We start from the raw sequence: 21,920 nt of genomic DNA, 5'->3' as shown, positions 1-21,920 counted from the left end.
CCGCCCCGGAGGGGCGGCGAAAGCGGTCCGGCAGGCGCCGCGGAGGGGCGTCAGGCCTTGGTGGAGAAACGATAGCCGGTGCCGCGCACGGTCTGCACCAGATTTTCGCAGCTCTCGCCGAGCGCCTTGCGCAGACGACGGATGTGCACGTCGACGGTGCGCTCCTCGACGTAGACGTTGCCGCCCCACACCTGGTCGAGCAGCTGGCTGCGCGTGTAGGCGCGCTCCTGGTGGGTCATGAAGAACTGCAGCAGGCGGTACTCGGTCGGCCCCATCTCGGCCGGCTTGCCGTCGATGGTGACGCGGTGGCTGAGCGGGTCGAGGACCAGCGGGCCGACCTCGATCGGCGACTCGCCGTCGCTGGCGCCGGCGCGGCGCAGCACCGCCTTGAGGCGGGCGACCAGCTCGCGCGGCGAGAACGGCTTGGTGATGTAGTCGTCGGCGCCGACCTCCAGGCCCTGGATCTTGTTGTCCTCCTCGCCCTTGGCGGTGAGCATGATGATCGGCGTGCCGGCGGTCAGCTCGTCGCGCTTGAGGCGGCGCGCCAGCTCGATGCCGGAGGTGCCGGGCAGCATCCAGTCGAGGAGGATCAGGTCGGGCTTGCGGTCGACGATCAGCGCGTGGGCCTGCTGGCTGTTCTCCGCTTCGAGGCACTCGTAGCCGGCCATTTCCAGGGCGACGGCGATCATCTCGCGGATCGGCGCTTCGTCGTCAACGATGAGGATGGATTTGCCAACCATGGGACTGTCTCTGTATTCCGTGGCGATGCCGGCATTACATAACGGAATTATTGCAGCGATGTGACACTGACGCTCCGGCGGCGGTGCTTGGCTATGCTGGAGGGGGCCGCCGGCATGCGCGCGGCAGCCGCTGCCCGGTGTGTCGTCCGCCCGCTTGCGCGGTCGCCGGGTCACCCCATCCCACCCGAGGAGAGCCGCGATGCTCAGAATCCCTTCGCCCCTGCTGGCCCTGACCGGCGGCGTCCTGCTGGCGCTGCTGGGCCATGCCCAGGCGGCCGACCCGGCGCAGGTCAAGGACGGCCGGCTGGTCGATGCCCGGGGCATGACCCTGTACACCTTCGCCAAGGATCCGACGGGCCAGTCGGTGTGCAACGATGCCTGCGCGAGCAACTGGCCGCCGCTGGCGGCCCGTGGCGACAGCGTGGAGAGCGACGACTGGACCCTGGTCGAGCGCGCCGACGGCAGCTGGCAGTGGGCCTACCAGGGCCGCCCGCTGTACACCTTCGTCCAGGACCGGCAGCCCGGCGACACGCTCGGCGACGGCCGCATGGGCGTCTGGCACGTGGCCCGGCCGCTGGCCGAGGGCGGCGCCGCGGAGGGCGAGGACATCCCCCGCTAGGGCGCTCAGCGCAGCGCGAAGTCGGCGATGGTGCCGGCGAGGATCGCCAGGCCGGCCCAGTGGTTGTGCAGGAAGGCGCGGAAGCAGGCCTGGCGCTCGCCGCTGCGGGTGCTCCAGTACTCCCAGGCGAAGCAGCCGGCCGCCACCACGAGGCCGAGGTGGAAGGCGGCGCCCAGCTCGAAGCGTGCCGCGGCCAGCAGCAGGCAGAGCAGGCTGAGGCCCTGGAGGATGGCGATGATCAGCCGGTCGGCGTCGCCGAACAGGATGGCCGTGGACTTCACGCCGATGCGCAGGTCGTCGTCGCGGTCGGTCATCGCGTAGTAGGTGTCGTAGGCCACCGTCCACAGCAGGTTGGCCAGATAGAGCAGCCAGGCCGCCGCCGGCAGGCTGTCGCCACTGGCGGTGAAGGTCATCAGGATGCCCCACGAGTAGGCCGCACCGAGCACCACCTGCGGGTAGTAGGTGTAGCGCTTCATGAACGGGTAGAGCGCGGCCAGCGCCACGGCGCCGAACGACAGCCAGACGGTGGCGGCGTTGGTCAGCAGCACCAGGGCGAAGGCCACCGCCATCAGGCCGGCGAAGGTCAGCAGCGCCTCGCGCGCACGGATCCGCCCGCTGGCCAGCGGGCGCTCGCGGGTGCGCTCGACGTGGCCGTCGAACTTGCGGTCGGCGAAGTCGTTGATCGCGCAGCCGGCCGAGCGGGTGAGGATCACGCCGAGGGTGAAGATCAGCAGGTTGGCCAGCGACGGCACGCCTTCGGCGGCGATCCACAGCGCGGTCAGCGTCGGCCACAGCAGCAGGTAGATGCCGATCGGCCGGTTCAGCCGGGTCAGATCGATGAAGTCCTGGGCGCGCGGGTGCAGGCGCGCCAGAGGCTTGAGCAGGGGGGCGAACATCGCGGGCCTCCGGGGGAGCGGAGCGCCGATTATACGGCCTGACGGCGCGGCGGGGTCAGGCGTCGGCCCGCCACAGCGCCGGCAGGAACACCTCGGCGACCAGCACGCCCAGCGCGCCGCGACAGAACAGCGAGCGGCGCCCCCACAGATCGGACGCACGCACCGCCGCCGGCAGCAGCGCGGCCGGATAGCGGCAGGCCTCGATCGGCTGGCGGCTGAACGCCGGGTCGCGGAACAGCAGGTGACCGAGCGAGGTGCTGCCGAGGCGGTCGAGGGCGAACGGCTGCGCCTCGAGCGCCGCACGTGCGGCCACGCTGCGGGCGAACACCCAGGGTTGCCCGGCACCGAGCAGATAGACCTCGCGCACCCAGCCCTCGCTGCCGGTGGCGACGCCGAGGGCGGCGCACTCGTCGGCGCGGAGGATCTGCCAGCCTTCGACCAGCGGCTCGACGGCGAAGCGTCCGCCGCTGAGTTCGGTGAGGCGGCGGGTCAGCGAGCCCTGCTCGTTCAGCCAGGCGAACTCGCGGGCGCTGGGGGCAGGGTGCAGCTGGTCGAGGGCGCGCCACTGGGCGCAGGTAGTCTGGGGCACGGCGGGGCGTCGCGGCAAAAACCAGCGGCGAGTCTAGCACGGCCCTGGCAGCCTGCCGACCGAGGGCTGGCGCACCGCTCGTCCGGCCGAACGATCTACGACCATTGGCCGGTGCCGATGGCTGGCGAACGCCGCGGCAGCGTGCCATTCTTCTGCGGTCAGCCGCGCGCCAGAGCCTGCCGGCGGGCTCCCACCTCGTTCGCAGGCAGGTTCGGCGCGGTGACAGAGCGCTCGCCAGGAACGGCGGCAAAAACAAGAACAATCTCGACAGAGGCAACTATGCGCAAACCCGAACTCGCTGCCGCAGTGGCGGAGAAAGCCGACCTCAGCAAAGAGCAGGCCAGCCGCGTGCTGAACGCGGTTCTCGAGGAAATCACCAATGCCCTGAATCGCCAGGACAGCGTCACCCTGGTCGGTTTCGGCACCTTCCTGCAACGCCATCGCGGCGCGCGCATGGGCAAGAACCCGCAGACCGGCGAGCCGGTCAAGATCCGCGCCAGCAACACCGTATCGTTCAAGCCGGGCAAGGCGCTGCGCGAAGCGATCAACTGAGTGCCGTCGACGACCCGGGGCCGCGGCCCCGGGTACTGGTGCCGCGGCAACCGTCTGCCGCAAGCGTGGCCCCGTCGGTCGTGGGCGGGCTGGCGACGCGCTAGAATCCTGGCTCCCTGGTCCGGTTCGCGAGGTGCCGCAGTGAAATTCCGTTTCCTCCTCTGGCTGCTCGGCCGCCTGCTGGCGGGTGCCAGTCGCAGCAATGCCGAGTTCCGCGAACAGCTGGTCGACCGCGACCTGGTGTTCCAGCTGCAGACCCGCGACGGGCGCATCGCCCGCCACTACATCGTGCAGGACATGCGCATCCGCAGCGCCGCCGGCTGCGTGGCGCACCCGGACTTCAGCATCGCCTTCCGCGACGCCGCCTACGGCTTCAGCGTCCTTGCCGCGAGCAACAGGCAACTGGCGTTCATGCAGGGGATCCAGAACAAGGACATCCAGATCCAGGGCAACCCGGCGCTGCTGCTGTGGTTCCAGGGCCTGGTCGGTCAGCTCGGCGCGCGGCAGAAGCAGACGGCATGAGCCTTGCCAGGCATAACGTGCCCTCGACACCCCGATGAGCGCTCCGATTTTCTGGCGTGATCCCGCGCTGCCGCATGTCGAGCTGCGCAGGGTGGCGGACGGCCGCAGCGTTTGCTACGCGCCGCACAGCCATGCCGAGTGGTCAATGGGGGCGATCACCCGGGGCGAGAGCACCTTCGTCTGCGGCCAGCGCCAATACCGTGTCGCGACTGGCGCGCTGGTTTTCGTCAACCCGAACCGGGTGCATGCCTGCAACCCGATCGAGGGGCGACCGTGGGCGTATCTCATGCTGTACATCGATGCGCAGTGGCTCTCCGCTCTGCGCCATCGCCTTGGCCTGGCGCCGACCCAGGCCTGGCAGGATCTGGCGCCCGACGTGCTGCGCCTTCCCGAGGTTTTCGATGCCTTCGTCGCGCTTGCGCAATGCCTGCTCGATCCGGCGCATTCCGCCACGGGCAAGAATGCTCATCTCGTGGCCTTCCTGACGGATCTGCTGCGGCGACTTCCGGTGTGCGAAGAGGTGCCGACCGCCCCCGCATCGCTGTGCGCGCTCGCCGACTATCTGGACCGGCACTGTGCCGAGGCGGTGTCGCTGGACCTGCTGTGCAGGCAGGCCGCGGTCAGTCCCGGCCATCTGATCCGCAGCTTCAAGCGACACTTCCGCATGACGCCGCATGCCTACGTGATCAACCGCCGCATCCAGCTCGGACAGCACGCGCTGCGGCTTGGCCGCCCGATTGCCGAGGCGGCGCTGGAGAGCGGCTTTGCCGATCAGCCGCACTTCCAGCGCATGTTCAAGCGCCTGCTGGCGACCACCCCCGGGCAGTACCGGCAAGGCATCAGTCGATGAGCAGGAGGGCGCAACTGCCGGCGAGCAAGGCGGCGAGTCCGCGATTCACGTTGCGCAGTACCGCCGGGTGGGCCACTTGCCGGCGCAGGATGGTGCCGGCATACACCCAGCATGACAGCGATGCCCAGCAGATCGGCGCATAGAGCGCGGCAAACAGGGCCAGTTCGTTCAGGTCGGAACCCCGGGTGTAGGCGCCGATGCCCGATGCGGACGCCAGCCAGGCTTTGGGATTGAGCCATTGCATGAGCGCCCCCGCGAGGAACCCCGGCGGGTCGCCCTGTTCGCGCGCGGCGAGCGCGCCCTCGGCGCGTGCGAGTTGCCAGCTCAGGTAGAGCAGAAAGCCGATCCCACCCGCGCGCAGCAGCACGGTCAGGCCGGGCAGTTGGGCCAGCACCGCGGCGAGCCCCAGGCCGACGGCGACGAAGAGCGCGACGAAGCCGAGCGTGGCCCCAGTAACGAAGCCCAGGCTCGCGCGCATCCCGTGGCGCGTGCCGCTGCCGAGACAGACCAGGTTGACGGGGCCGGGGGAAATCGATGCGGCGAGGGCGAACGCGGACATCGGAAGCACAAGCGAGAGGCTCATTCACGGACTCCTGGATGGTCGAGTGCGCGAATGTTGAGGCGGGCCCGCCGCGGCGTATTGAAGGAAATTGCCGTGGCGCCCTCAGCGGCGCCGCGCCTGCCGCCCCCGGTCGTACCCGGCGGTTTGCGCGTCCGCCTCGGCGCCATGCGTGCGAGCCCGCAGAATTCCGGGGGCGACGCCTCGCGCAAACCCGCGAGCAAATCCTTGCGCGCGGCTCTTCACACCTGCCCATACTGCTGGCCGTGACGCAGCCAGCGCTCCAGCAGCGGGCTGACGTGCTGCGGCCAGCGCGCCAGCAGGGTCTGCGCCGCCTCGCGCACGTCCGGCAGCAGGTCGGCGTCGCGCAGCAGGTCGGCGACCTTGAACTGCAACAGGCCGGTCTGCCGGGTGCCGAGCATCTCGCCGGGGCCGCGCAGCTCGAGATCCTTCTCGGCGATGACGAAGCCGTCGCAGGTCTCGCGCATGATCGCCAGGCGCTCGCGGCCCATGTGCGACAACGGCGCGTGATAGAGCAGCACGCAGTGGCTGACCGCGCTGCCGCGGCCGACCCGGCCGCGCAACTGGTGCAGCTGCGACAGGCCGAGACGCTCGGGATTCTCGATGATCATCAGGCTGGCGTTGGGCACGTCGACGCCGACCTCGATCACCGTGGTGGCGACCAGCAGCTGCAGCGCGCCGGCCTTGAACTGCTCCATCACCGCGGCCTTCTCCGCCGCCTTCATGCGCCCGTGGACCAGGCCGACGGCGAGCTCGCCGAGCGCCGCCGACAGCTCCTCGAAGGTGGTCTCCGCCGCCTGGCAGGTCAGCTCCTCGGACTCCTCGATCAGCGTGCACACCCAGTAGGCCTGGCGGCCCTCGCTGCAGGCGGCGCGCACCCGCTCGATCACTTCCAGGCGGCGGTTGTCGGCGATCACCAGGGTGGTCACCGGGGTGCGTCCGGGCGGCAGCTCGTCGAGGATCGAGGTGTCCAGATCGGCGTAGGCGCTCATCGCCAGGGTGCGCGGGATCGGCGTGGCGGTCATGATCAGCTGGTGCGGGCACAGCCGCCCGGCGATGCCCTTCTGGCGCAGGGCCAGGCGCTGCTGCACGCCGAAGCGGTGCTGCTCGTCGATGATCGCCAGGGCCAGGTTGCGGAACCGCACCTCGTCCTGGAACAGCGCGTGGGTGCCGACCACCATCGGCGCGCCGGCGGCGATGCGCTCCAGCGCCGCGTTGCGCGCCTTGCCCTTGAGCTTGCCGGCCAGCCAGGCGACCTCGATGCCGAGCGGTTCGAGCCACTTGCTGAAGTTGAGGAAGTGCTGCTCGGCGAGGATCTCGGTGGGCGCCATCAGCGCCACCTGGTAGCCCGCCTCGATGGCCTGCAGCGCGGCCAGCGCGGCGACCACCGTCTTGCCGGCGCCGACGTCGCCCTGCACCAGACGCAGCATCGGCTCGTGCTGGGCCAGGTCCCAGGCGATCTCGCCGCCCACCCGCAGTTGCGCGCCGGTGGGGGCGAAGCCGAGCCCGGCGAGGAACTGCGCCGGCAGGCGCGTGGCCTTCGGCAGCGGCGGCGCCTGCTGGGCGCGGATGCTCTCGCGCAGGCGCGCCAGCGACAGCTGGTGGGTGAGCAGCTCCTCGAAGGCCAGGCGGTGCTGCGCCCAGTGGCGGCCCTCGGCCAGCTCCTCGAGGTCGGCGTCCGGCGGCGGGCGGTGCAGGTAGCGGATGGCATCGGCCAGCGGCGCCAATTGGTACTGGCGGGCCAGTTCGCCCGGCAGCCAGTCGGGCAGGCTGTGGCCGTTGAGCGCGTACAGCGCCTGCTGGCTGAGCGAGCGCAGACGCTGCTGGGTGAGGCCCTCGGTGCTCGGGTAGATCGGCGTGAGGGTCTGCTCCACCGGCGGCGCTTCGTCGCCGCTGAGGGCGCGGTACTCGGGGTGGTAGATCTCCAGGCCGGTGGCGCCGGGGCGCACCTCGCCGTAGCAGCGCAGGTGGGTGCCGCGCCTGAGGCCGTCCTTCTGTGCCTGGCTGAAGTGGAAGAAGCGCAGGCTGAGGGTGCCGCTGGCGTCCTGCAGGCGCACCAGCAGGCTGCGCCGGCGGCCCATGATCACCTCGGCGCCGCTGACCACGCCTTCCACCACCGCGTCGCCGCCCGGGCGCAGGGCGGCGATCGGCGTCACCCGGGTGCGGTCCTGGTAGCGCAGCGGCAGGTGGAACAGCACGTCCTGCAGGCTCTCCAGGCCGACCTTGGCGAGTTTCTCGGCCAGCGCCGGACCGACGCCCTTGAGCGTGGTGACGGCGACCTGCGCCAGTTCGCTCATGCCGGCTGCGCCGCCTCCGCGGTTTCGCTCGCATGCGGCGGATTGGCCAGCGAGCACAGGCGCACGGCGTCGACCAGTACGTCGATGGCCTTGGGCCGCGGGAAGCTGGCGCGCCAGGCGATGGCCACGGTACGGAACGGCACCGGCGGCGCCAGCGGCCGCACCTCGAGCACGCCGGGGGCGTAGTGGTGGCTGTGCACCGCGGTGTACGGCAGCACCGACACGCCGAGGCCGGAGGCGACCATGTGGCGGATGGTTTCCAGCGAGCTGGACTCGACCGTGGTGTGCTGGTGCGCCTCGCTGCCCTTGCGGGTGGTCGGGCAGGCTTCCAGCACCTGGTCGCGGAAGCAGTGCCCCTCGCCGAGCAGCAGCAGGCTCTTGTCGTTGAGCATGGCGCTGTCGATGCTGGCGCGTGCGGTCCACGGGTGTTCGGCCGGCATCAGCACGAAGAACGGCTCGTCGTACAGCGGCTTGGTCAGCACGTCGGCTTCCTGGAACGGCAGGGCGATGATGATCGCGTCCAGCTCGCCGGTACGCAGCTTGTCGCGCAGCACGTGGGTGAAGTTTTCCTCGATGTACAGCGGCATGTCCGGCGCGATGCGGTGCAGCTGCGGGATCAGGTGGGGGAACAGGTAGGGGCCGACGGTGTAGATGGCGCCGACCTTGAGCGGCGCGGCCAGCTGGTTCTTGCCGGTCTGCGCCAGCTCGCGGATGCACTGGGCCTGTTCGAGGACCTTCTGCGCCTGGGCGACGATGCCCTCGCCGACCGGGGTCAGGCGCACCGCGCTCTTGCTGCGCTCGAAGATCAGTACACCCAGCTCGTCCTCGAGCTTCTTCACGCCCACCGACAGGGTCGGCTGGCTGACGTGGCAGCGCTCGGCGGCGCGACCGAAGTGCTGTTCCTGGGCAAGGGTGACGATATAGCGCAGTTCCGTGAGTGTCATAGCGAATATCCATTGAGATGCCGTCAAGCATAGCGGCTGTCTTCAATGGAACCAACCGCCCGCTGCAGGGCGGGCGGCAGGTCGTTTCAGCGACGCTCGAGGGAGTAGACGAAGGGCGCCACCACCTCCAGGCGACCGTTCTGCAGCAGCTCGGCCGGCGGCGCCGGCAGCGGCTGGGCGCGCCGGATCATCTGCAGGGTGGCGCGGTCCAGGCTGGCACTGCCGGACTTGCCGGCCAGCTCGAAGGACAGCACGTTGCCCCGGCCGTCGACCACGAAGCGCAGCTTGACCACGCCCTCCTGGCCGCGGCGGCGGGCGTCCTCGGGATAGCGCTTGTGGCGGTTGAGGTGCGCCAGCAGGCGGCTCTGCCAGCTGGCCTTGGCCTTGGACGGCGCCGGGTTGCCGGCCTGCGGGCTCGGCTGGGCGGCCGGCCTCGCGCTCGGCGCGGGCGTGCTGCTCTCGGCCGGCGCGGGGTTCGCTGGCGTCGGCAGCGGCCTGGGCTCCGGCTTGGGCTCCGGCCTGGGCTTGGGCGGCTGCGGGCGCGGCTTGGGCGGCGGCGGCAGGGCCAGCTTGGGCTTGGGCGCTTCGATCAGCTTGGGCTGCGGCGGCGGCTCGGGAGCCCGCACCGGCTCGGGCGGCGGCGGTGCGGCGGGTGCGGGCGGCGCTGGCGGCAGTTCGATGAGCATGGCCGGCGGCGGCAGTTCGACCGGCGCGGCATGCGGCTGCCAGTACAGCGACCAGGCCGCCACACCGATATGCAGGCCGAGCACCAGCAGCAGGCTGAGGCCCCAGCGGGGCAGGCTGCGCGCGCGGCTCATGGGCGGCCGACCGTTTCCAGGCCGACCAGGCCGATCTTCAGGTAGCCGGCGCCGCGCAGCAGGTCCATCACCTCCATCAGGCGGGCGTAGTCGACCGTCTGGTCGCCGCGCACGAAGACGGTCTGCTCCTTGTCACCGCCGGTCTGGCGATCGAGGGCGGCGCCCAGCTGTTCCGCGATGACCGCGTCGTTGCCCAGGTACAGGCTGTGATCCTCCTTGATGCTCAGGTACACCGGCTGCTCCGGCCGCGGCTGTGGCGTGGCGCTGGAGGCGGGCAGGTCGACCTTGACGTCGACGGTGGCCAGGGGGGCTGCGACCATGAAGATGATCAGCAGCACCAGCATCACGTCGATGAACGGCGTGACGTTGATCTCGTGGGATTCCTGCAGGTCGTCACCGCCTTCCTTGAGATGCATGCCCATGCTTCAGCCCACCTTGGCGATCTGCGGGCCGGTTGCGGAGCGGGTGCTCGCCGGCGGCTGGCGGTCGAGGTCACGGCTGACCAGCAGCAGCACCTGGGCGGAGATGTCGGCGACCTGCGCCTTGTAGCCGGCGATCGAGCGGGCGAACACGTTGTAGATCACCACCGCTGGGATCGCCGCGACCAGGCCGAGGGCGGTGGCCAGCAGGGCTTCGGCGATGCCTGGGGCGACCACCGCGAGGTTGGTGGTCTGCGACTTGGCGATGCCGATGAAGCTGTTCATGATGCCCCACACGGTGCCGAACAGGCCGACGAACGGCGAGGTGGAGCCGATGGTGGCCAGCACGCCGGTGCCGGTACTCATCTTGCGCCCGCTGGCGGCGACCAGGCGCTCGAGGCGGAAGCTGACGCGCTCCTTGATGCCGTCCTTATCCGGAATGCCGGCGGAAAGCTTCAGTTCGTCGCGGGCGTCCTCGATCAGCCCGGCGCTGAAGCTGTGCTTGGCCCGCGCCTGGTCGGCGGCCTCGTCGAGGCTGCGCATGCCCTTGAGGTCGGCCAGCTCGCCGCGCAGGCGGCGGCGCGCGCCGAGCAGTTCGAGGCCCTTGGCCAGCCAGATGGTCCAGGTCACCACCGAGGCGATGAGCAGGCCGATCATCACCCCCTTCACCACCACGTCGGCGCCCTGGTACATGCCCCAGGGCGACAGGTCGTGGGCCGGCGCCGGCGCTTCGGTCGCCACAGTGGTGGCGGTGGCGGTGCTCGGTGCTGCGCCTGGCGGGGTGGCGCTCTGCTCGACGGCAGCGGCAGTCGCGGTGGCGGCCGCGGCGGTCTGGGTGCCGGCCGGCTCCTCGGCGAAGCCGGGCGCGGCGATCAGCAGGCTGCCGAGCAGGGCGAGCAGCGCCGGCAGGCGCAGCGGGGAACGGACACGGGTTGGCGAAACGGCTGAGCTGAGCGGGTGCATGTTGGCCTGACCTGTAAGCGGTGAGCGAATGGCAAGCGCCGCCAAGACCGGCGCGGAGGAGTCAGGCGCGAGATTATTGCAAATGTTTCTTGTTTGTAAATCATTCAGATGAAATTTCAGCCTGCGCGCCTGCGACTGGCCCTGTTGCCCGCGTGCGCTTCGCCAGCGCCGCGGCAGCGCGGTATGCTGGCCTTTTCCGCTCGGAGCCCCGCCATGTCCGTTCTCCCCTCGGTAGTGATCGCCGGTTGCGGCGATGTCGGCAGCCGTCTCGCCGCGCAGTTGCTGCAGGCCGGCTGGCAGGTGCACGGCCTGCGCCGCGACGTCGCCAGGCTGCCGGAGGGCGTGCTGCCGTTGCCGGCGGATCTGGGTGCCACCGCCTTCCCGCCGGCCTGGCCGGTGCAGGCGCCGGACTACCTGGTGTACTGCGCGGCGCCTGGCGACTCCGGCGAGGAGGCCTACCGCGCCACCTATGTCGACGGTCTGCGCCATGTGCTGGGCTGGCTCGCCGAGCGCGGCCAGCGGCCGCGGCGCCTGCTGTTCGTGTCCAGCACCGGGGTGTACGGCCAGGAAGAGGGCGAATGGGTCGACGAGGCATCGCCCTGCCAGCCAGGCAGCTGGTCGGGGCGCATCCTGCTGGAGGCCGAGGCGCTGGCGCTGGGCAGCGGCATTCCCGCCAGCGTGGTGCGCCTGGCCGGCATCTACGGCCCGGGGCGGCGCTGGCTGCTCGGTCAGGTACGCGCCGGCTACCGGGTGGCCAGCGAGCCGCCGCAGTACGGCAACCGCATCCACGCCGAGGATGCCGCCGGCCTGCTGGCCTGCCTGCTGCAGGCCGACGCCCGCGGACTGGCGCTGGAGCCGGTGTATCTCGGCGTCGACGACGAGCCGGTGCCGCTGCACGAGGTGGTCGCCTGGCTGCGCGCGCAGCTGGGGGTCGAGCACTGGGCGGAGCAGTCGGCCACCCGCCGCGCCGGCAGCAAGCGCTGCTCGAACGCCCGCGCCCGCGCGCTGGGCTGGGTGCCGCGCTATCCCAGCTATCGCGAGGGCTACGCGGCGCTGCTGGCGGCGGACGCCTAGCTCAGTCGCGCTCCAGCAGCCAGACGCGGCGGCCGGGGCGGTATTGCGGCACGTCGGTGTGCAGCGCCTGGTTGTCGGCCAGGTAGATGCTCAGCTGGTCGTCTTCCAGGCGGAACAGCCATTCGCCGCCCTGGGTGCCGCTCTGCAGCCAGATGATCTCCTCGTCCTCGCTGCGTCCGGCGCAGTCGCCGGACAGGCACAGGGCGTACTGCTCGACGCCGGGCAGGCCCTCGACCCGGCCGTCGGCATGGAAGCGCACCAGGCCATCCTGACCGGCGCCTTCCAGCACCTCCCATTCGCCACCGAGCAGGGCGGCGTACAGTGCCTGCTCGAAGGCCTGTCCGGGCAGGCTGTCGGCGCTGGCCGCGACGGCGCTGAAGCGCTGTTCGGGGCTGCTGGCGCTGGGTTGCTGGACCAGCTCGTCGCCATCCAGGGCGAAGCTCTCCTGCTGCTCGGCATGCAAGGTCACCCGCCACTGCGCGTCGTCCGCGGCGGCCAGGTGGCCCTCGGCGATGGCCACGCCGTCGCTCGTCCAGGCGGTGTGGCGCTGCGGCGCGAAGCGCCATTCCAGGCTCGGGCCGTAGGCCAGCAGCGCCTCGCGCAGCCGGCCGCTGTCGGCGGCGGCGTCGATCGCCGGTTGGTTGATCCAGGTCCCGGCGATATCGTCCGGGCCGCTGGCGCAGCCGCCGAGCAGGCCGCTGCCCAGCAGCAGGAAAAGGGGGAGGGGATAACGCATGGGGCGTCCTTACCGGTGGTGCGGGACGGCTGCGGCGGGCGCCGCAGCCGGGGTGGGGCGAGCTTTACTCGAGGACCAGGATGCCGTCCATTTCCACCTGGGCACCACGCGGCAGGGCGGCCACGCCGATGGCGGCGCGCGCCGGATAGGGCTGCTGGAAGTAGCGGCCCATCACCTCGTTGACGGTGGCGAAGTTGCCGAGGTCGGTGAGGAAGATGTTCAGCTTGGCGATGTCGGCCAGCGAACCGCCGGCGGCTTCGCAGACCGCCTTGAGGTTCTCGAACACCTGCACGGCCTGGGCCTCGAAGCCTTCCACCAGCTGCATGGTGGCCGGGTCCAGGGGGATCTGGCCGGACAGGTAGACGGTGTTGCCGGCCTTGATCGCCTGGGAGTAGGTGCCGATGGCGGCCGGGGCCTTGTCGCTGCTGATGACGCTCTTGCTCATGGGAACTCCTTGCTGGATGGATGGCGGGCGGCGCTGCGTGCGCCGCGCTGCAGAGTTGTACCGGAGAAGCGGGGGGTTGGCGATGGCGCTGTCGCCCGGGGACAAGCCGCCGCCGACCTCAGGCGCGCACGCGGGTGATGCGGCTGACCCCCTTGATGGTACGCAGGCGCTTGATCACCCGCGCCAGGTGCACGCGGTCGTGCACGCTGACCACCAGCTGGATCACGCTGATGCGGCCGTCGCGCTCGTCCATGCCGATCTTCTCGATGTTGCCGTCGGCGCTGGCCACCGCGGTGGCCAGCAGGGCGATCAGGCCGCGCTGGTGTTCCAGCTCGACGCGCAGCTCGACGTTGAACTCGCCGCTGACGTCCTTGGCCCACGACAGCGGAATGCACTTGTCCGGGTTGTGGCGGAACTCGCTGATGTTGCGGCAGTTGTCGAGGTGGATGACCATGCCCTTGCCGGCCGACAGATGGCCGACGATGGGGTCGCCGGGGATCGGCGTGCAGCACTTGGCGTAGCTGATCACCAGGCCCTCGGTGCCGCGGATCGCCAGCGGGCCGTCGTGGCTGGGCAGCTGTTCGCCGCCGCTCTCCAAGTTTTCGGCCAGCAGGCGGCGGGCCACCACGTAGGCCATGCGGTTGCCGAGGCCGATGTCCTCGAGCAGGTCGTCGAGGTGGCCCAGCTGGTACTCGGCGAGCACCGCGGCGACGCGCTCGGCGGCGAGCTTTTCCAGGTGGCTGTCGAAGCCGGCCAGCGCCTTGTTGAGCAGGCGCTCGCCGAGGCTCACCGATTCCGAGCGGCGCTGCTGCTTGAGCGAATGGCGGATGTGGGTGCGCGCCTTGCCGGTGACCACGAAGTTGAGCCAGGCCGGATTCGGCCGCGCGCCGGGGGCGGTGACGATCTCCACGGTCTGGCCGCTCTGCAGCGCCTCGGACAGCGGCGCCAGGCGGCGGTTGATGCGGCAGGCGATGCAGCTGTTGCCGACGTCGGTGTGCACCGCGTAGGCGAAGTCGACCGCGGTCGAACCCTTGGGCAGCTCCATGATCCGCCCCTTGGGGGTGAACACGTAGACCTCGTCGGGGAACAGGTCGATCTTGACGTTCTCGATGAACTCCAGCGAGTTGCCGGCGCGCTGCTGCAGTTCGAGGATGCCCTTGACCCACTGGCGCGCGCGCGCGTGGGTGCCGCGCGGGCTGTCCTCCTCGCTGGACTTGTACAGCCAGTGCGCGGCGATGCCGTGGTTGGCCATCTCCTCCATCTCGCGGGTGCGGATCTGGATCTCGATGGGCACGCCGTGCATGCCGAACAGGGTGGTGTGCAGCGACTGGTAGCCGTTGGCCTTGGGAATCGCGATGTAGTCCTTGAAGCGCCCGGGGAACGGCTTGTACAGGCTGTGCACGGCGCCGAGCACGCGGTAGCAGGTGTCGACCTTGTCGACCACGATACGGAAGGCATAGACGTCCATGATCTCGTTGAACGCCCGGCGCTTGCCGCGCATCTTCTGGTAGATGCTGTAGAGGTGCTTCTCGCGGCCCTTGACCTCGCCGGCCAGGCCTTCCTGGGCCAGGCAGTTGATCAGCGACTCCTGGATCTTGCCGACGATCTCGCGGCGGTTGCCGCGCGCGCGCTTGACCGCGCGCTTGATGCGTTCGGCGCGCATCGGGTGCATGGCCTTGAAGCCGAGATCCTCGAACTCGGCGAACACGCTGTGCATTCCCAGGCGGTTGGCGATCGGTGCGTAGATCTCCAGGGTTTCCTTGGCGATGCGCCGGCGCTTCTCGCCGGACAGCACCTCGAGGGTGCGCATGTTGTGCAGGCGGTCGGCCAGCTTGACCAGGATCACGCGGATGTCGCGGGCCATGGCCATGGCCATCTTCTGGAAGTTCTCGGCCTGCGCCTCGGCCTTGGACTGGAAGTCCATCTGGGTCAGCTTGCTGACCCCGTCGACCAGCTCGGCGACGGTGGCGCCGAACTGCGCGCTGAGCGCGTCCTTGGGGATGCCGGTGTCCTCGATGACGTCGTGCAGCATGGCCGCCATCAGGCTCTGATGGTCCATGTGCATGTCGGCGAGGATGCTGGCCACGGCCAGCGGATGGGTGACGTAGGGTTCGCCGCTGCGTCGGCGCTGGCCGTCGTGGGCCTGCTCGGCGTAGTAGTAGGCGCGGCGGACCAGGTTGACCTGGTCCGGCGTGAGGTAATTGCTGAGGCGGTCGGCGAGGGCGTCTATGCTGGCCAAGGCTTCACTCCAGACCGGTCTGTGCCGGTACTTCAGGCGCGCGACGTCGACCCGGCAATTCAGATCTCCTCGCTGCCGTTTTCCTCGAAGGCGGCGAACAGCGGCGTCTCTTCGACGATGTCTTCCTGCTGCACCACTTCATTGTCGACCAGGCCTTCGGCGATCTCGCGCAGGGCCACCACGGTCGGCTTGTCGTTTTCCCAGGCTACCTTCGGCTCTTTGCCGCCGGTCGCCAGCTGGCGGGCACGCTTGCTGGCGAGCATGACCAGTTCAAAACGGTTATCGACGTTGTCCAGGCAGTCTTCAACGGTGACGCGGGCCATGGTGTTCCTCGTGATTGCAACGGCTGAGCCCGGTTCGGCCGGGCGGATTGGATAGTCTAAAAAATCGCCAATGGTTAGGGAAGGGCCGCTTGCGTCAGCGCAGCAGCAGCTCGAGCAGTCCGGCATGGCGGCGCTGCTGGACGCCCTGGTGCAGCTGGCGGGCGCGGAAGATCGCCTTGAGGTCTTCCAGAGCATGGCTGAACTGGTCGTTGATTACCACGTAGTCGTACTCGACATAGTGACTCATTTCGCTGACCGCCTCGCGCATGCGTCGCTCGATGATCTCCTCGCTGTCCTGGCCGCGGTTGTTCAGGCGGTGGCGCAGCGCCTCCTGCGACGGCGGCAGGATGAAGATCGACTGCGCGTGCGGCATCAGCCGGCGCACCTGCTGGGCGCCCTGCCAGTCGATCTCGAGGATCAGGTCGAGGCCTTCGGCGAGGGTCTGCTCGACCCAGCGCTGCGAGGTGCCGTACAGGTTGCCGAACACCTCGGCGTGCTCGAGGAAGGCGTCCTGCTCGAGCATGCCGAGGAACTCCTCGCGTGCGACGAAGTGGTAGTTCACCCCGTCCACCTCGCCCGGGCGCATGGCACGGGTGGTGTGCGAGACCGACACGCGGATCTGCTCGTTGCTGTCGAGCAGGGCCTTGACCAGGCTGGTCTTGCCGGCGCCGGAGGGGGCGGAAACGATGTACAGGGTGCCGTGGGCGCCGTTCATGGGGGTGTCTTTCACTCGTTGGATCATTCGATGTTCTGCACTTGCTCGCGCATCTGCTCGATCAGCACCTTGAGGTTGACCGCGGCCTGGGTGCTGCGCGGGTCGAAGGCCTTGGAGCCGAGGGTGTTGGCCTCGCGGTTGAGTTCCTGCATCAGGAAGTCGAGGCGCCGGCCGGCGGCGCCGCCGGCCTTGAGCACGCGGCGCACCTCGCGCACATGGGTGCTCAGACGATCCAGCTCCTCGGCCACGTCACTCTTCTGCGCCAGCAGCACCAGTTCCTGCTCGAGGCGCTGCGGGTCGAGCTCGACCTTGAGTTCGGCGCAGCGGGTCTCGATCTTCTGCCGCTGGGTGGCGAGCATCTGCGGCACCAGTTCGCGCAGGTTGTCGACCTCGGCGAGGATGGCGGCGAGGCGCTCCTCGAGCAGCGCCGCCAGCGCGGCGCCTTCGCGGGCGCGGCCGCTCTTGAGCTCGTCGAGGGCCTGGCCGAACAGCTGCAGGGCGGCGGCGTTGAGGGCCTGCGGATCGGCGGCGTCGGCGACCAGCACGCCCGGCCAGGCCAACACTTCCAGCGGGTTGAGCGCGGCGGGGCTCTGGATCAGGGCGGCCACGGCCTCGGCGGCGGCGACCACCTGGGCGGCGCGTTCGCGGTCCACCTGCAGCGACTTGCCGGCGGTCGCCTCGGCCAGGCGCAGGGTGCACTCCACCTTGCCGCGCGCCAGCGCTTGGCGCAGCGCGTCGCGCACGCCGCCCTCGAGGTCGCGGAGGGCTTCCGGCAGGCGCAGGTGCGGCTCCAGATAGCGGTGGTTGACCGAGCGCAGCTCCCAGCTCAGGGTGCCCCAGGGCCCGGTGCTCTCGACCCGGGCGAAGGCGGTCATGCTGTGTACCATGGGCGGTCCTCGCAGTGGTAAGGGGAATGGCGCCCACGGACGCCGCGAATTCGATCCGCCAGTGTAACCCAGGCGTCGCGGCGGCCCCAATCGCGGCGGTGGTTCCTCGTGGCCGTGGACCTCTATAATGGGCCGCGATTCCCCCCATCTTTCCGACAGGACCCGCCGATGAACCGTCCCAGTGGCCGCGCCGCCGACCAGATGCGCCCGATCCGCCTCACCCGCCACTACACCAAGCACGCCGAGGGTTCGGTACTGGTGGAGTTCGGCGACACCAAGGTGATCTGCACGGTGAGCGTGGAGGCCGGCGTGCCGCGCTTCCTCAAGGGCCAGGGACAGGGCTGGCTGACTGCCGAGTACGGCATGCTGCCGCGCGCCACCGGTTCGCGCACCCATCGCGAGGCGGCGCGCGGCAAGCAGGGCGGGCGTACCCTGGAGATCCAGCGCCTGATCGGTCGCTCGCTGCGCGCCGCGCTGGACCTGTCCAAGCTGGGCGAGAACACCCTGTACGTCGACTGCGACGTGATCCAGGCCGACGGCGGCACCCGCACCGCGTCGATCACCGGCGCCACCGTGGCGCTGATCGACGCCCTGGCGACCCTGAAGAAGCGTGGCGCGCTGAAGCAGAACCCGCTCAAGCAGCTGGTCGCCGCGGTGTCGGTGGGCATCTACCAGGGCGAGGCGGTGCTCGACCTCGACTACCTCGAGGACTCGGCGGCCGGCACCGACCTCAACGTGGTGATGACCGACGCCGGCGGCTTCATCGAGGTGCAGGGCACCGCCGAAGGCACGCCGTTCCAGCCCGAGGAGCTCAACGCCATGCTGGCGCTGGCGCGCAAGGGCCTCGAGGAGCTGTTCGAGCTGCAGCGCGCGGCGCTCGACGGCGAGTGATACCCCAGGCGGGCCGCCGGCCCGCCTCTGGCCAGAGGAGCCGACCATGAGCGAGCCCCTGTCGTCGCCGCCCGATCTGCCCGGCCCGGACGCCGAGGCGCGCAAGTGGGCGATGCTCTGCCACTACGCGGCCTTCGCCTGGTTCGTCGCGCCGATGATCGGCAACGTCGTCGGCCCGCTGGTGGTCTGGCAGCTCAAGCGCGAAAGCCACCCCTACGTCGACGAGCAGGGCCGCGAGGCGCTGAACTTCCAGATCACCCTGAGCCTGGCGCTGATGGTCTGCGGCGTGCTGGCCTGGATCGTCATCGGCTTCCCGCTGATGCTGCTGGTCAGCGTGGTCGGCCTGGTGCTGACCATCATCGGCGGCATCAAGGCCAACGAGGGGCGGCCCTGGCGCTATCCGTTCTGTATCCGCCTGCTCAAATAGCGGGCATGAAAAAGCCGACCTGCAGGTCGGCTTTGGCGTTGCGGCGACGGCGGCTCAGATGCTCAGCGTCCAGTCGTAGTCGACCACCAGCGGCGCATGCTGGGAGAAGCGCGGCTGGCGCGGCAGCTGGGCGTTGCGCACGAAGCGGCGCAGGCCCGGGGTGAGCAGCTGGTAGTCGAAGCGGAAGCCGAGGTTGAGCATCTGTGCCTGCTCGGTGTCCGGCCACCAGCTGTACTGGTCGCCCTCGCGGCTGACTTCGCGCAGCGCGTCGACGTAGCCGAGGCTGCCCACCACCTCGTCCATCCACGCCCGCTCGGGGGCGAGGAAGCCCGGCATCTGCTGGCAGTCGCGCCAGTTCTTCACGTCCAGCTTCTGGTGCGCCACGTACAGCGAGCTGCAGTAGATGTACTCGCGACGCTTGCGGCGCTGCTTGTTCAGGTAGCTGGTGAAGTCGTCCATGAACTTGAACTTGGCGTTCAGGTCGGTGTCGCCCTTCTGCCCGCTGGGCATCAGCAGGCTGGCGATGCTGACCTTGTCGAAGTCGGCCTGCAGGTAGCGTCCGTAGCGGTCGGCCTGTTCGAAGCCGAGGCCGAAGATCACGGCCTTGGGCTGCAACCGGGAGTAGAGCGCCACCCCGCCGTGGCCGGGCACTTCCGCGTCGGCGGCGTACATGAAGTAGCCGTCCAGCTGCAGGGCGGGGTCTTCCATGTCGTAGCACGAGGCGCGGGTGTCCTGCAGGCAGATCACGTCGGCATTCTGACCCTGCAGCCAGCCGAGCAGACCACGCTCGACCGCCGTCTGCATGCCGTTCACGTTAATACTGACGATCCGCATAAATGGCCCCTGAAAAAACCAGTGTGTATGATACCTGAGGTTCACGCTTTTTTGGCTAAATCGGGCATCTCATGCAGGCATATCAACGCGAATTCATCCGCTTCGCCATCGAGCGCGGCGTGCTGCGCTTCGGCGAGTTCACCCTCAAGTCCGGGCGCACCAGCCCCTACTTCTTCAACGCCGGCCTGTTCAACAGCGGTCTGGCCCTGGCGCGCCTCGGCCGCTTCTACGCCGAGGCGGTGCAGGCCAGCGGCATCGACTTCGACGTGCTGTTCGGCCCGGCCTACAAGGGCATCCCGCTGGCCAGCGCCACCGCCATCGCCCTGGCCGAACAGCATGGCCGCGACCTGCCCTGGTGCTTCAACCGTAAGGAAGCCAAGGACCACGGCGAAGGCGGCAGCCTGGTCGGCGCGCCGCTGGCCGGACGTGCGCTGATCGTCGACGATGTGATCACCGCCGGCACCGCGATCCGCGAGGTGATGCAGATCATCCAGGCCCAGGGCGCGCGGGCGGCCGGCGTGCTGATCGCGCTGAACCGCGAGGAGCGTGGCCAGGGCGAGCTGTCGGCGATCCAGGAAGTCGAGCGCGACTTTGGTATACCCGTGGTAAGCATTGTCTCGCTGAGCCAAGTGCTGGATTATCTCGCTCAGGATCCCGAACTGAACAAGCACCTGCCCGCGGTGGAAGCCTATCGCGCGCAATATGGTATTTGAGCGGCGCGGAAGTTCCTGTAGGGCCGCATAACAACGATTAGAAAAGTCTCTCCTGGACCGGTCTTCCGGTTCAAGGCCTGTCGGGCGGTCGCGCAACAGCGTGACCGCCTCTCTCATAAGAATAATAGCGATTAAAACTGGGCGACTCGGCCATGGCCGGCGTTTGCCTTAAATTCAGACTATTTAATCGTTGATACCATGAGTGACAATAATCAGAACAGCTACCGTGATCTGCATAAATCCAAGGAACATTTCGCATCACGGGAAGAATATCTCGAACATGAACTGACCATCATGGCGCCGCGCCGCTGGCAGCTCAACCTGCCGCTGCGCGATTACCGCTTCGAGCTGGAAGACTGGGTCCCGGCGGTGGCCGCCACCATCGGCAAGATCGTCATGGTGGCCGCGGTGGTGGCGGCCTTCGCCGCGCCCCTGGGGCTGTCCAACGAGTTCGTCATCGAGAACGCCCGCTTCGAGATGCTGATCGCCGCACTGCTGTTCGTGGTGCTGTTCTCCGGCATCCTCAACCCGAGCGCCAACCTGGCGGGTACCCATGGCCCGCTGATTCCGCTGATTCCGCTGATCGTCGCCTCCGGCGGCCATCCCATGGCGCTGGGCATCATGGTCGGCGTGCTGGGCTTCATCCTCGGCCTCGCCAAGGGCGGCAGCCTGCTGGCGCGGCTGACCAGCGACGGGGTGTGCGGCGGCCTGCTGCTCTATCTGGGCTTCATCGGCACGATCTCCCAGATCGAGAAGCTCTTCGCCTGGGCCAATGGCTTCGATATGGGCTATATCGCCTTCGTGGTGATATTCGCCACCATCGTGATGTATGCCTATCTGGAACATATCCGCATGCGCTGGCTGGCGATTCCGCTGGGTGCCGCGATGGCCGGGATAATTGCCTTCGCCCTCGGTGCGCCCTTCGAGTTCCGTACCGAGCCGGGTATTCCCAATCTGAATCCGGCTTATTGGTGGGGTGAAGATACCGGCTGGCAGATGGGCCTGCCGGAGTTGCAGCACTTCATTGCCGTGGCGCCGTTCGCGGTATTGGCGGTGGCCATGTGGTCGCCGGACTTTCTCGGCCACCGGATATTCCAGGAATTGAATTATCCGCTCAAGGCCAAGAAGGTGCTGATGAACATCGACGACACCATGTGCATCGCCGCGGCGCGCCAGGTGGTCGGCAGTGCGCTGGGCGGCGGCAACCTGACCTCGTCGTGGGGCACCTACATGATCCCGGCGGCCATCGCCAAGCGCCCGATCCCCGCCGGTGCGATGCTCACCGGCCTGCTCTGCGTGGTCGCCGCGCTGTGGGGCTACCCGATGGACCTGGCGATCTGGCCGCCGGTGCTCAGCGTGGCCCTGCTGGTCGGCGTGTTCCTGCCGCTGCTGGAGGCCGGCATGCAGATGACCCGCGAGGGCAAGACCTCGCAGTCGGCGGCCATCGTGGTGTTCTCCTCGGCGCTGGTGAACCCGGTGTTCGGCTGGTCGCTGACCATGCTGCTCGACAACCTCGGCCTGATCGGCGACAAGGAGCGCGGCCAGAACCTGGGCCATCGCGATCGCTGGATCATCCCGTCGCTGACCTTCTTCATCCTCTGCGCGGTGATGGCGGCGATCGGCATGTTCCCGGGCATTCCGGCGCTGCTGGAGTCGTTCCGCGGCCTGGCCTGAGGATGATCAAGGGGAGCCGCGGCTCCCCTTTTTCGTGCCGGCGGGCGCTCGCTTCTTGACCTGCGCCGGGTGCTGGTGGATAACGCTGCGCGATCATCCGCCACCCGCCGGGGGGCGGATGACCGGAGATTTTCGGGGCGCTCGCCGTCCCGACCAGCCCAGCGAGGTGGACG

Annotated in this window: 25 protein-coding genes; 9 read left to right on the top strand and 16 right to left on the bottom strand. The window is 69.3% G+C overall.

Annotated features, from left to right (window positions below):
* Positions 1-50: 50 nt before the first annotated feature.
* Positions 51-740, bottom strand: a complete 690-nt coding sequence (gene phoB, locus BLT78_RS16765; RefSeq protein WP_090350703.1) for a phosphate regulon transcriptional regulator PhoB — start codon at positions 738-740, stop codon at positions 51-53.
* 199 nt (positions 741-939) lie between these two features.
* On the opposite strand from phoB, the gene BLT78_RS16760 reads away from it, so the two are divergent.
* Positions 940-1,359 carry a COG4315 family predicted lipoprotein gene (locus BLT78_RS16760; protein WP_090350696.1) on the top strand — a complete coding sequence of 140 codons (420 nt, stop codon included), beginning with the start codon at positions 940-942 and terminating at the stop codon, positions 1,357-1,359.
* A 5-nt stretch (positions 1,360-1,364) separates the two neighbouring features.
* On the opposite strand, the gene ubiA is transcribed toward BLT78_RS16760, so the two are convergent.
* Together ubiA and BLT78_RS16750 are read right to left on the bottom strand one after the other, a co-directional pair.
* Positions 1,365-2,255 (bottom strand): 4-hydroxybenzoate octaprenyltransferase, encoded by an 891-nt coding sequence (gene ubiA / locus BLT78_RS16755; protein WP_090350692.1) that lies wholly within the window; start codon positions 2,253-2,255, stop codon positions 1,365-1,367.
* A 55-nt stretch (positions 2,256-2,310) separates the two neighbouring features.
* Positions 2,311-2,844 carry a chorismate--pyruvate lyase family protein gene (locus tag BLT78_RS16750; RefSeq protein ID WP_090350688.1) on the bottom strand — a complete coding sequence of 178 codons (534 nt, stop codon included), beginning with the start codon at positions 2,842-2,844 and terminating at the stop codon, positions 2,311-2,313.
* Positions 2,845-3,123: 279 nt separating this feature from the next.
* Here BLT78_RS16750 and BLT78_RS16745 point away from each other — a divergent pair, with 279 nt between their 5' ends.
* The 3 genes from BLT78_RS16745 (at position 3,124) to BLT78_RS16735 (ending at position 4,768) form a co-directional block, all read left to right on the top strand.
* Entirely contained in the window at positions 3,124-3,396 is a 273-nt protein-coding gene (locus BLT78_RS16745) for an HU family DNA-binding protein (RefSeq protein ID WP_090350682.1), read from the top strand.
* Positions 3,397-3,537: 141 nt separating this feature from the next.
* On the top strand, positions 3,538-3,918 hold the full coding sequence (locus BLT78_RS16740; RefSeq protein ID WP_090350678.1) for a helicase: 381 nt from the start codon (positions 3,538-3,540) through the stop codon (positions 3,916-3,918).
* A 34-nt stretch (positions 3,919-3,952) separates the two neighbouring features.
* On the top strand, positions 3,953-4,768 hold the full coding sequence (locus BLT78_RS16735) for an AraC family transcriptional regulator (RefSeq protein WP_090350673.1): 816 nt from the start codon (positions 3,953-3,955) through the stop codon (positions 4,766-4,768).
* Here BLT78_RS16735 and BLT78_RS16730 read toward each other — a convergent pair.
* The 6 genes from BLT78_RS16730 to exbB form a co-directional block, all read right to left on the bottom strand.
* Positions 4,758-5,351, bottom strand: coding sequence for a LysE family translocator (locus BLT78_RS16730; protein WP_090350670.1), 594 nt, complete (start codon positions 5,349-5,351; stop codon positions 4,758-4,760). The genes BLT78_RS16735 and BLT78_RS16730 overlap by 11 nt on opposite strands.
* 218 nt (positions 5,352-5,569) lie before the next feature.
* Positions 5,570-7,645: an ATP-dependent DNA helicase RecG gene (recG, locus tag BLT78_RS16725; protein WP_090350666.1), complete on the bottom strand. Its 2,076-nt coding sequence runs from the start codon at positions 7,643-7,645 to the stop codon at positions 5,570-5,572.
* Positions 7,642-8,589, bottom strand: a complete 948-nt coding sequence (locus BLT78_RS16720) for a hydrogen peroxide-inducible genes activator (protein ID WP_090350662.1) — start codon at positions 8,587-8,589, stop codon at positions 7,642-7,644. The genes recG and BLT78_RS16720 overlap by 4 nt, the downstream gene beginning before the upstream one ends.
* An 86-nt stretch (positions 8,590-8,675) precedes the next feature.
* A complete protein-coding gene (locus BLT78_RS16715; RefSeq protein ID WP_090350658.1) occupies positions 8,676-9,407 on the bottom strand; it encodes an energy transducer TonB in 732 nt (243 codons plus the stop codon).
* Positions 9,404-9,829 (bottom strand): TonB system transport protein ExbD, encoded by a 426-nt coding sequence (gene exbD, locus BLT78_RS16710; RefSeq protein WP_090350654.1) that lies wholly within the window; start codon positions 9,827-9,829, stop codon positions 9,404-9,406. The genes BLT78_RS16715 and exbD overlap by 4 nt, the downstream gene beginning before the upstream one ends.
* Before the next feature lie 3 nt (positions 9,830-9,832).
* Positions 9,833-10,789 (bottom strand): tonB-system energizer ExbB, encoded by a 957-nt coding sequence (gene exbB / locus BLT78_RS16705; RefSeq protein ID WP_090350651.1) that lies wholly within the window; start codon positions 10,787-10,789, stop codon positions 9,833-9,835.
* Between the two features lie 213 nt (positions 10,790-11,002).
* Between exbB and BLT78_RS16700 the strand changes: the two genes are divergently transcribed.
* On the top strand, positions 11,003-11,863 hold the full coding sequence (locus BLT78_RS16700) for an SDR family oxidoreductase (protein ID WP_090350647.1): 861 nt from the start codon (positions 11,003-11,005) through the stop codon (positions 11,861-11,863).
* A 1-nt stretch (position 11,864) separates the two neighbouring features.
* Here the strand turns inward: BLT78_RS16700 and BLT78_RS16695 are convergent, their stop codons facing one another.
* From BLT78_RS16695 to BLT78_RS16670, 6 genes are all read right to left on the bottom strand, one after another.
* A complete protein-coding gene (locus BLT78_RS16695; RefSeq protein WP_090350643.1) occupies positions 11,865-12,599 on the bottom strand; it encodes a hypothetical protein in 735 nt (244 codons plus the stop codon).
* A gap of 64 nt (positions 12,600-12,663) precedes the next feature.
* Positions 12,664-13,044 carry a RidA family protein gene (locus BLT78_RS16690; RefSeq protein ID WP_090350639.1) on the bottom strand — a complete coding sequence of 127 codons (381 nt, stop codon included), beginning with the start codon at positions 13,042-13,044 and terminating at the stop codon, positions 12,664-12,666.
* Positions 13,045-13,162: 118 nt separating this feature from the next.
* Positions 13,163-15,283 carry a bifunctional GTP diphosphokinase/guanosine-3',5'-bis pyrophosphate 3'-pyrophosphohydrolase gene (spoT, locus tag BLT78_RS16685; RefSeq protein WP_090350634.1) on the bottom strand — a complete coding sequence of 707 codons (2,121 nt, stop codon included), beginning with the start codon at positions 15,281-15,283 and terminating at the stop codon, positions 13,163-13,165.
* Positions 15,284-15,342: 59 nt separating this feature from the next.
* The gene (rpoZ, locus tag BLT78_RS16680) at positions 15,343-15,606 is read right to left on the bottom strand and encodes a DNA-directed RNA polymerase subunit omega (protein WP_090350630.1); all 264 of its coding nucleotides are present in this window, start codon (positions 15,604-15,606) and stop codon (positions 15,343-15,345) included.
* A gap of 94 nt (positions 15,607-15,700) precedes the next feature.
* Positions 15,701-16,321, bottom strand: coding sequence for a guanylate kinase (gene gmk, locus BLT78_RS16675; protein WP_090350626.1), 621 nt, complete (start codon positions 16,319-16,321; stop codon positions 15,701-15,703).
* A 23-nt stretch (positions 16,322-16,344) separates the two neighbouring features.
* Positions 16,345-17,208 carry a YicC/YloC family endoribonuclease gene (locus tag BLT78_RS16670; protein ID WP_090350622.1) on the bottom strand — a complete coding sequence of 288 codons (864 nt, stop codon included), beginning with the start codon at positions 17,206-17,208 and terminating at the stop codon, positions 16,345-16,347.
* 168 nt (positions 17,209-17,376) lie between these two features.
* Between BLT78_RS16670 and rph the strand changes: the two genes are divergently transcribed.
* Positions 17,377-18,099 (top strand): ribonuclease PH, encoded by a 723-nt coding sequence (gene rph, locus BLT78_RS16665; protein ID WP_090350618.1) that lies wholly within the window; start codon positions 17,377-17,379, stop codon positions 18,097-18,099.
* A 46-nt stretch (positions 18,100-18,145) separates the two neighbouring features.
* The gene (locus BLT78_RS16660; protein ID WP_090350613.1) at positions 18,146-18,526 is read left to right on the top strand and encodes a DUF4870 domain-containing protein; all 381 of its coding nucleotides are present in this window, start codon (positions 18,146-18,148) and stop codon (positions 18,524-18,526) included.
* 54 nt (positions 18,527-18,580) lie between these two features.
* On the opposite strand, the gene BLT78_RS16655 is transcribed toward BLT78_RS16660, so the two are convergent.
* Positions 18,581-19,360 carry an exodeoxyribonuclease III gene (locus tag BLT78_RS16655; RefSeq protein ID WP_090350609.1) on the bottom strand — a complete coding sequence of 260 codons (780 nt, stop codon included), beginning with the start codon at positions 19,358-19,360 and terminating at the stop codon, positions 18,581-18,583.
* 71 nt (positions 19,361-19,431) lie between these two features.
* On the opposite strand from BLT78_RS16655, the gene pyrE reads away from it, so the two are divergent.
* Positions 19,432-20,073 (top strand): orotate phosphoribosyltransferase, encoded by a 642-nt coding sequence (pyrE, locus tag BLT78_RS16650; protein ID WP_090350605.1) that lies wholly within the window; start codon positions 19,432-19,434, stop codon positions 20,071-20,073.
* A gap of 198 nt (positions 20,074-20,271) precedes the next feature.
* Positions 20,272-21,747, top strand: a complete 1,476-nt coding sequence (locus BLT78_RS16645) for a DUF3360 family protein (RefSeq protein ID WP_090350602.1) — start codon at positions 20,272-20,274, stop codon at positions 21,745-21,747.
* Positions 21,748-21,920: the final 173 nt, after the last annotated feature.

Source organism: Pseudomonas oryzae (genome assembly GCF_900104805.1).
In the GTDB taxonomy this organism is placed as follows: domain Bacteria; phylum Pseudomonadota; class Gammaproteobacteria; order Pseudomonadales; family Pseudomonadaceae; genus Geopseudomonas; species Geopseudomonas oryzae.
The sequence above is the reverse complement of the archived record's forward strand: the minus strand, read 5'-3'. Positions and strand labels throughout refer to the sequence as shown.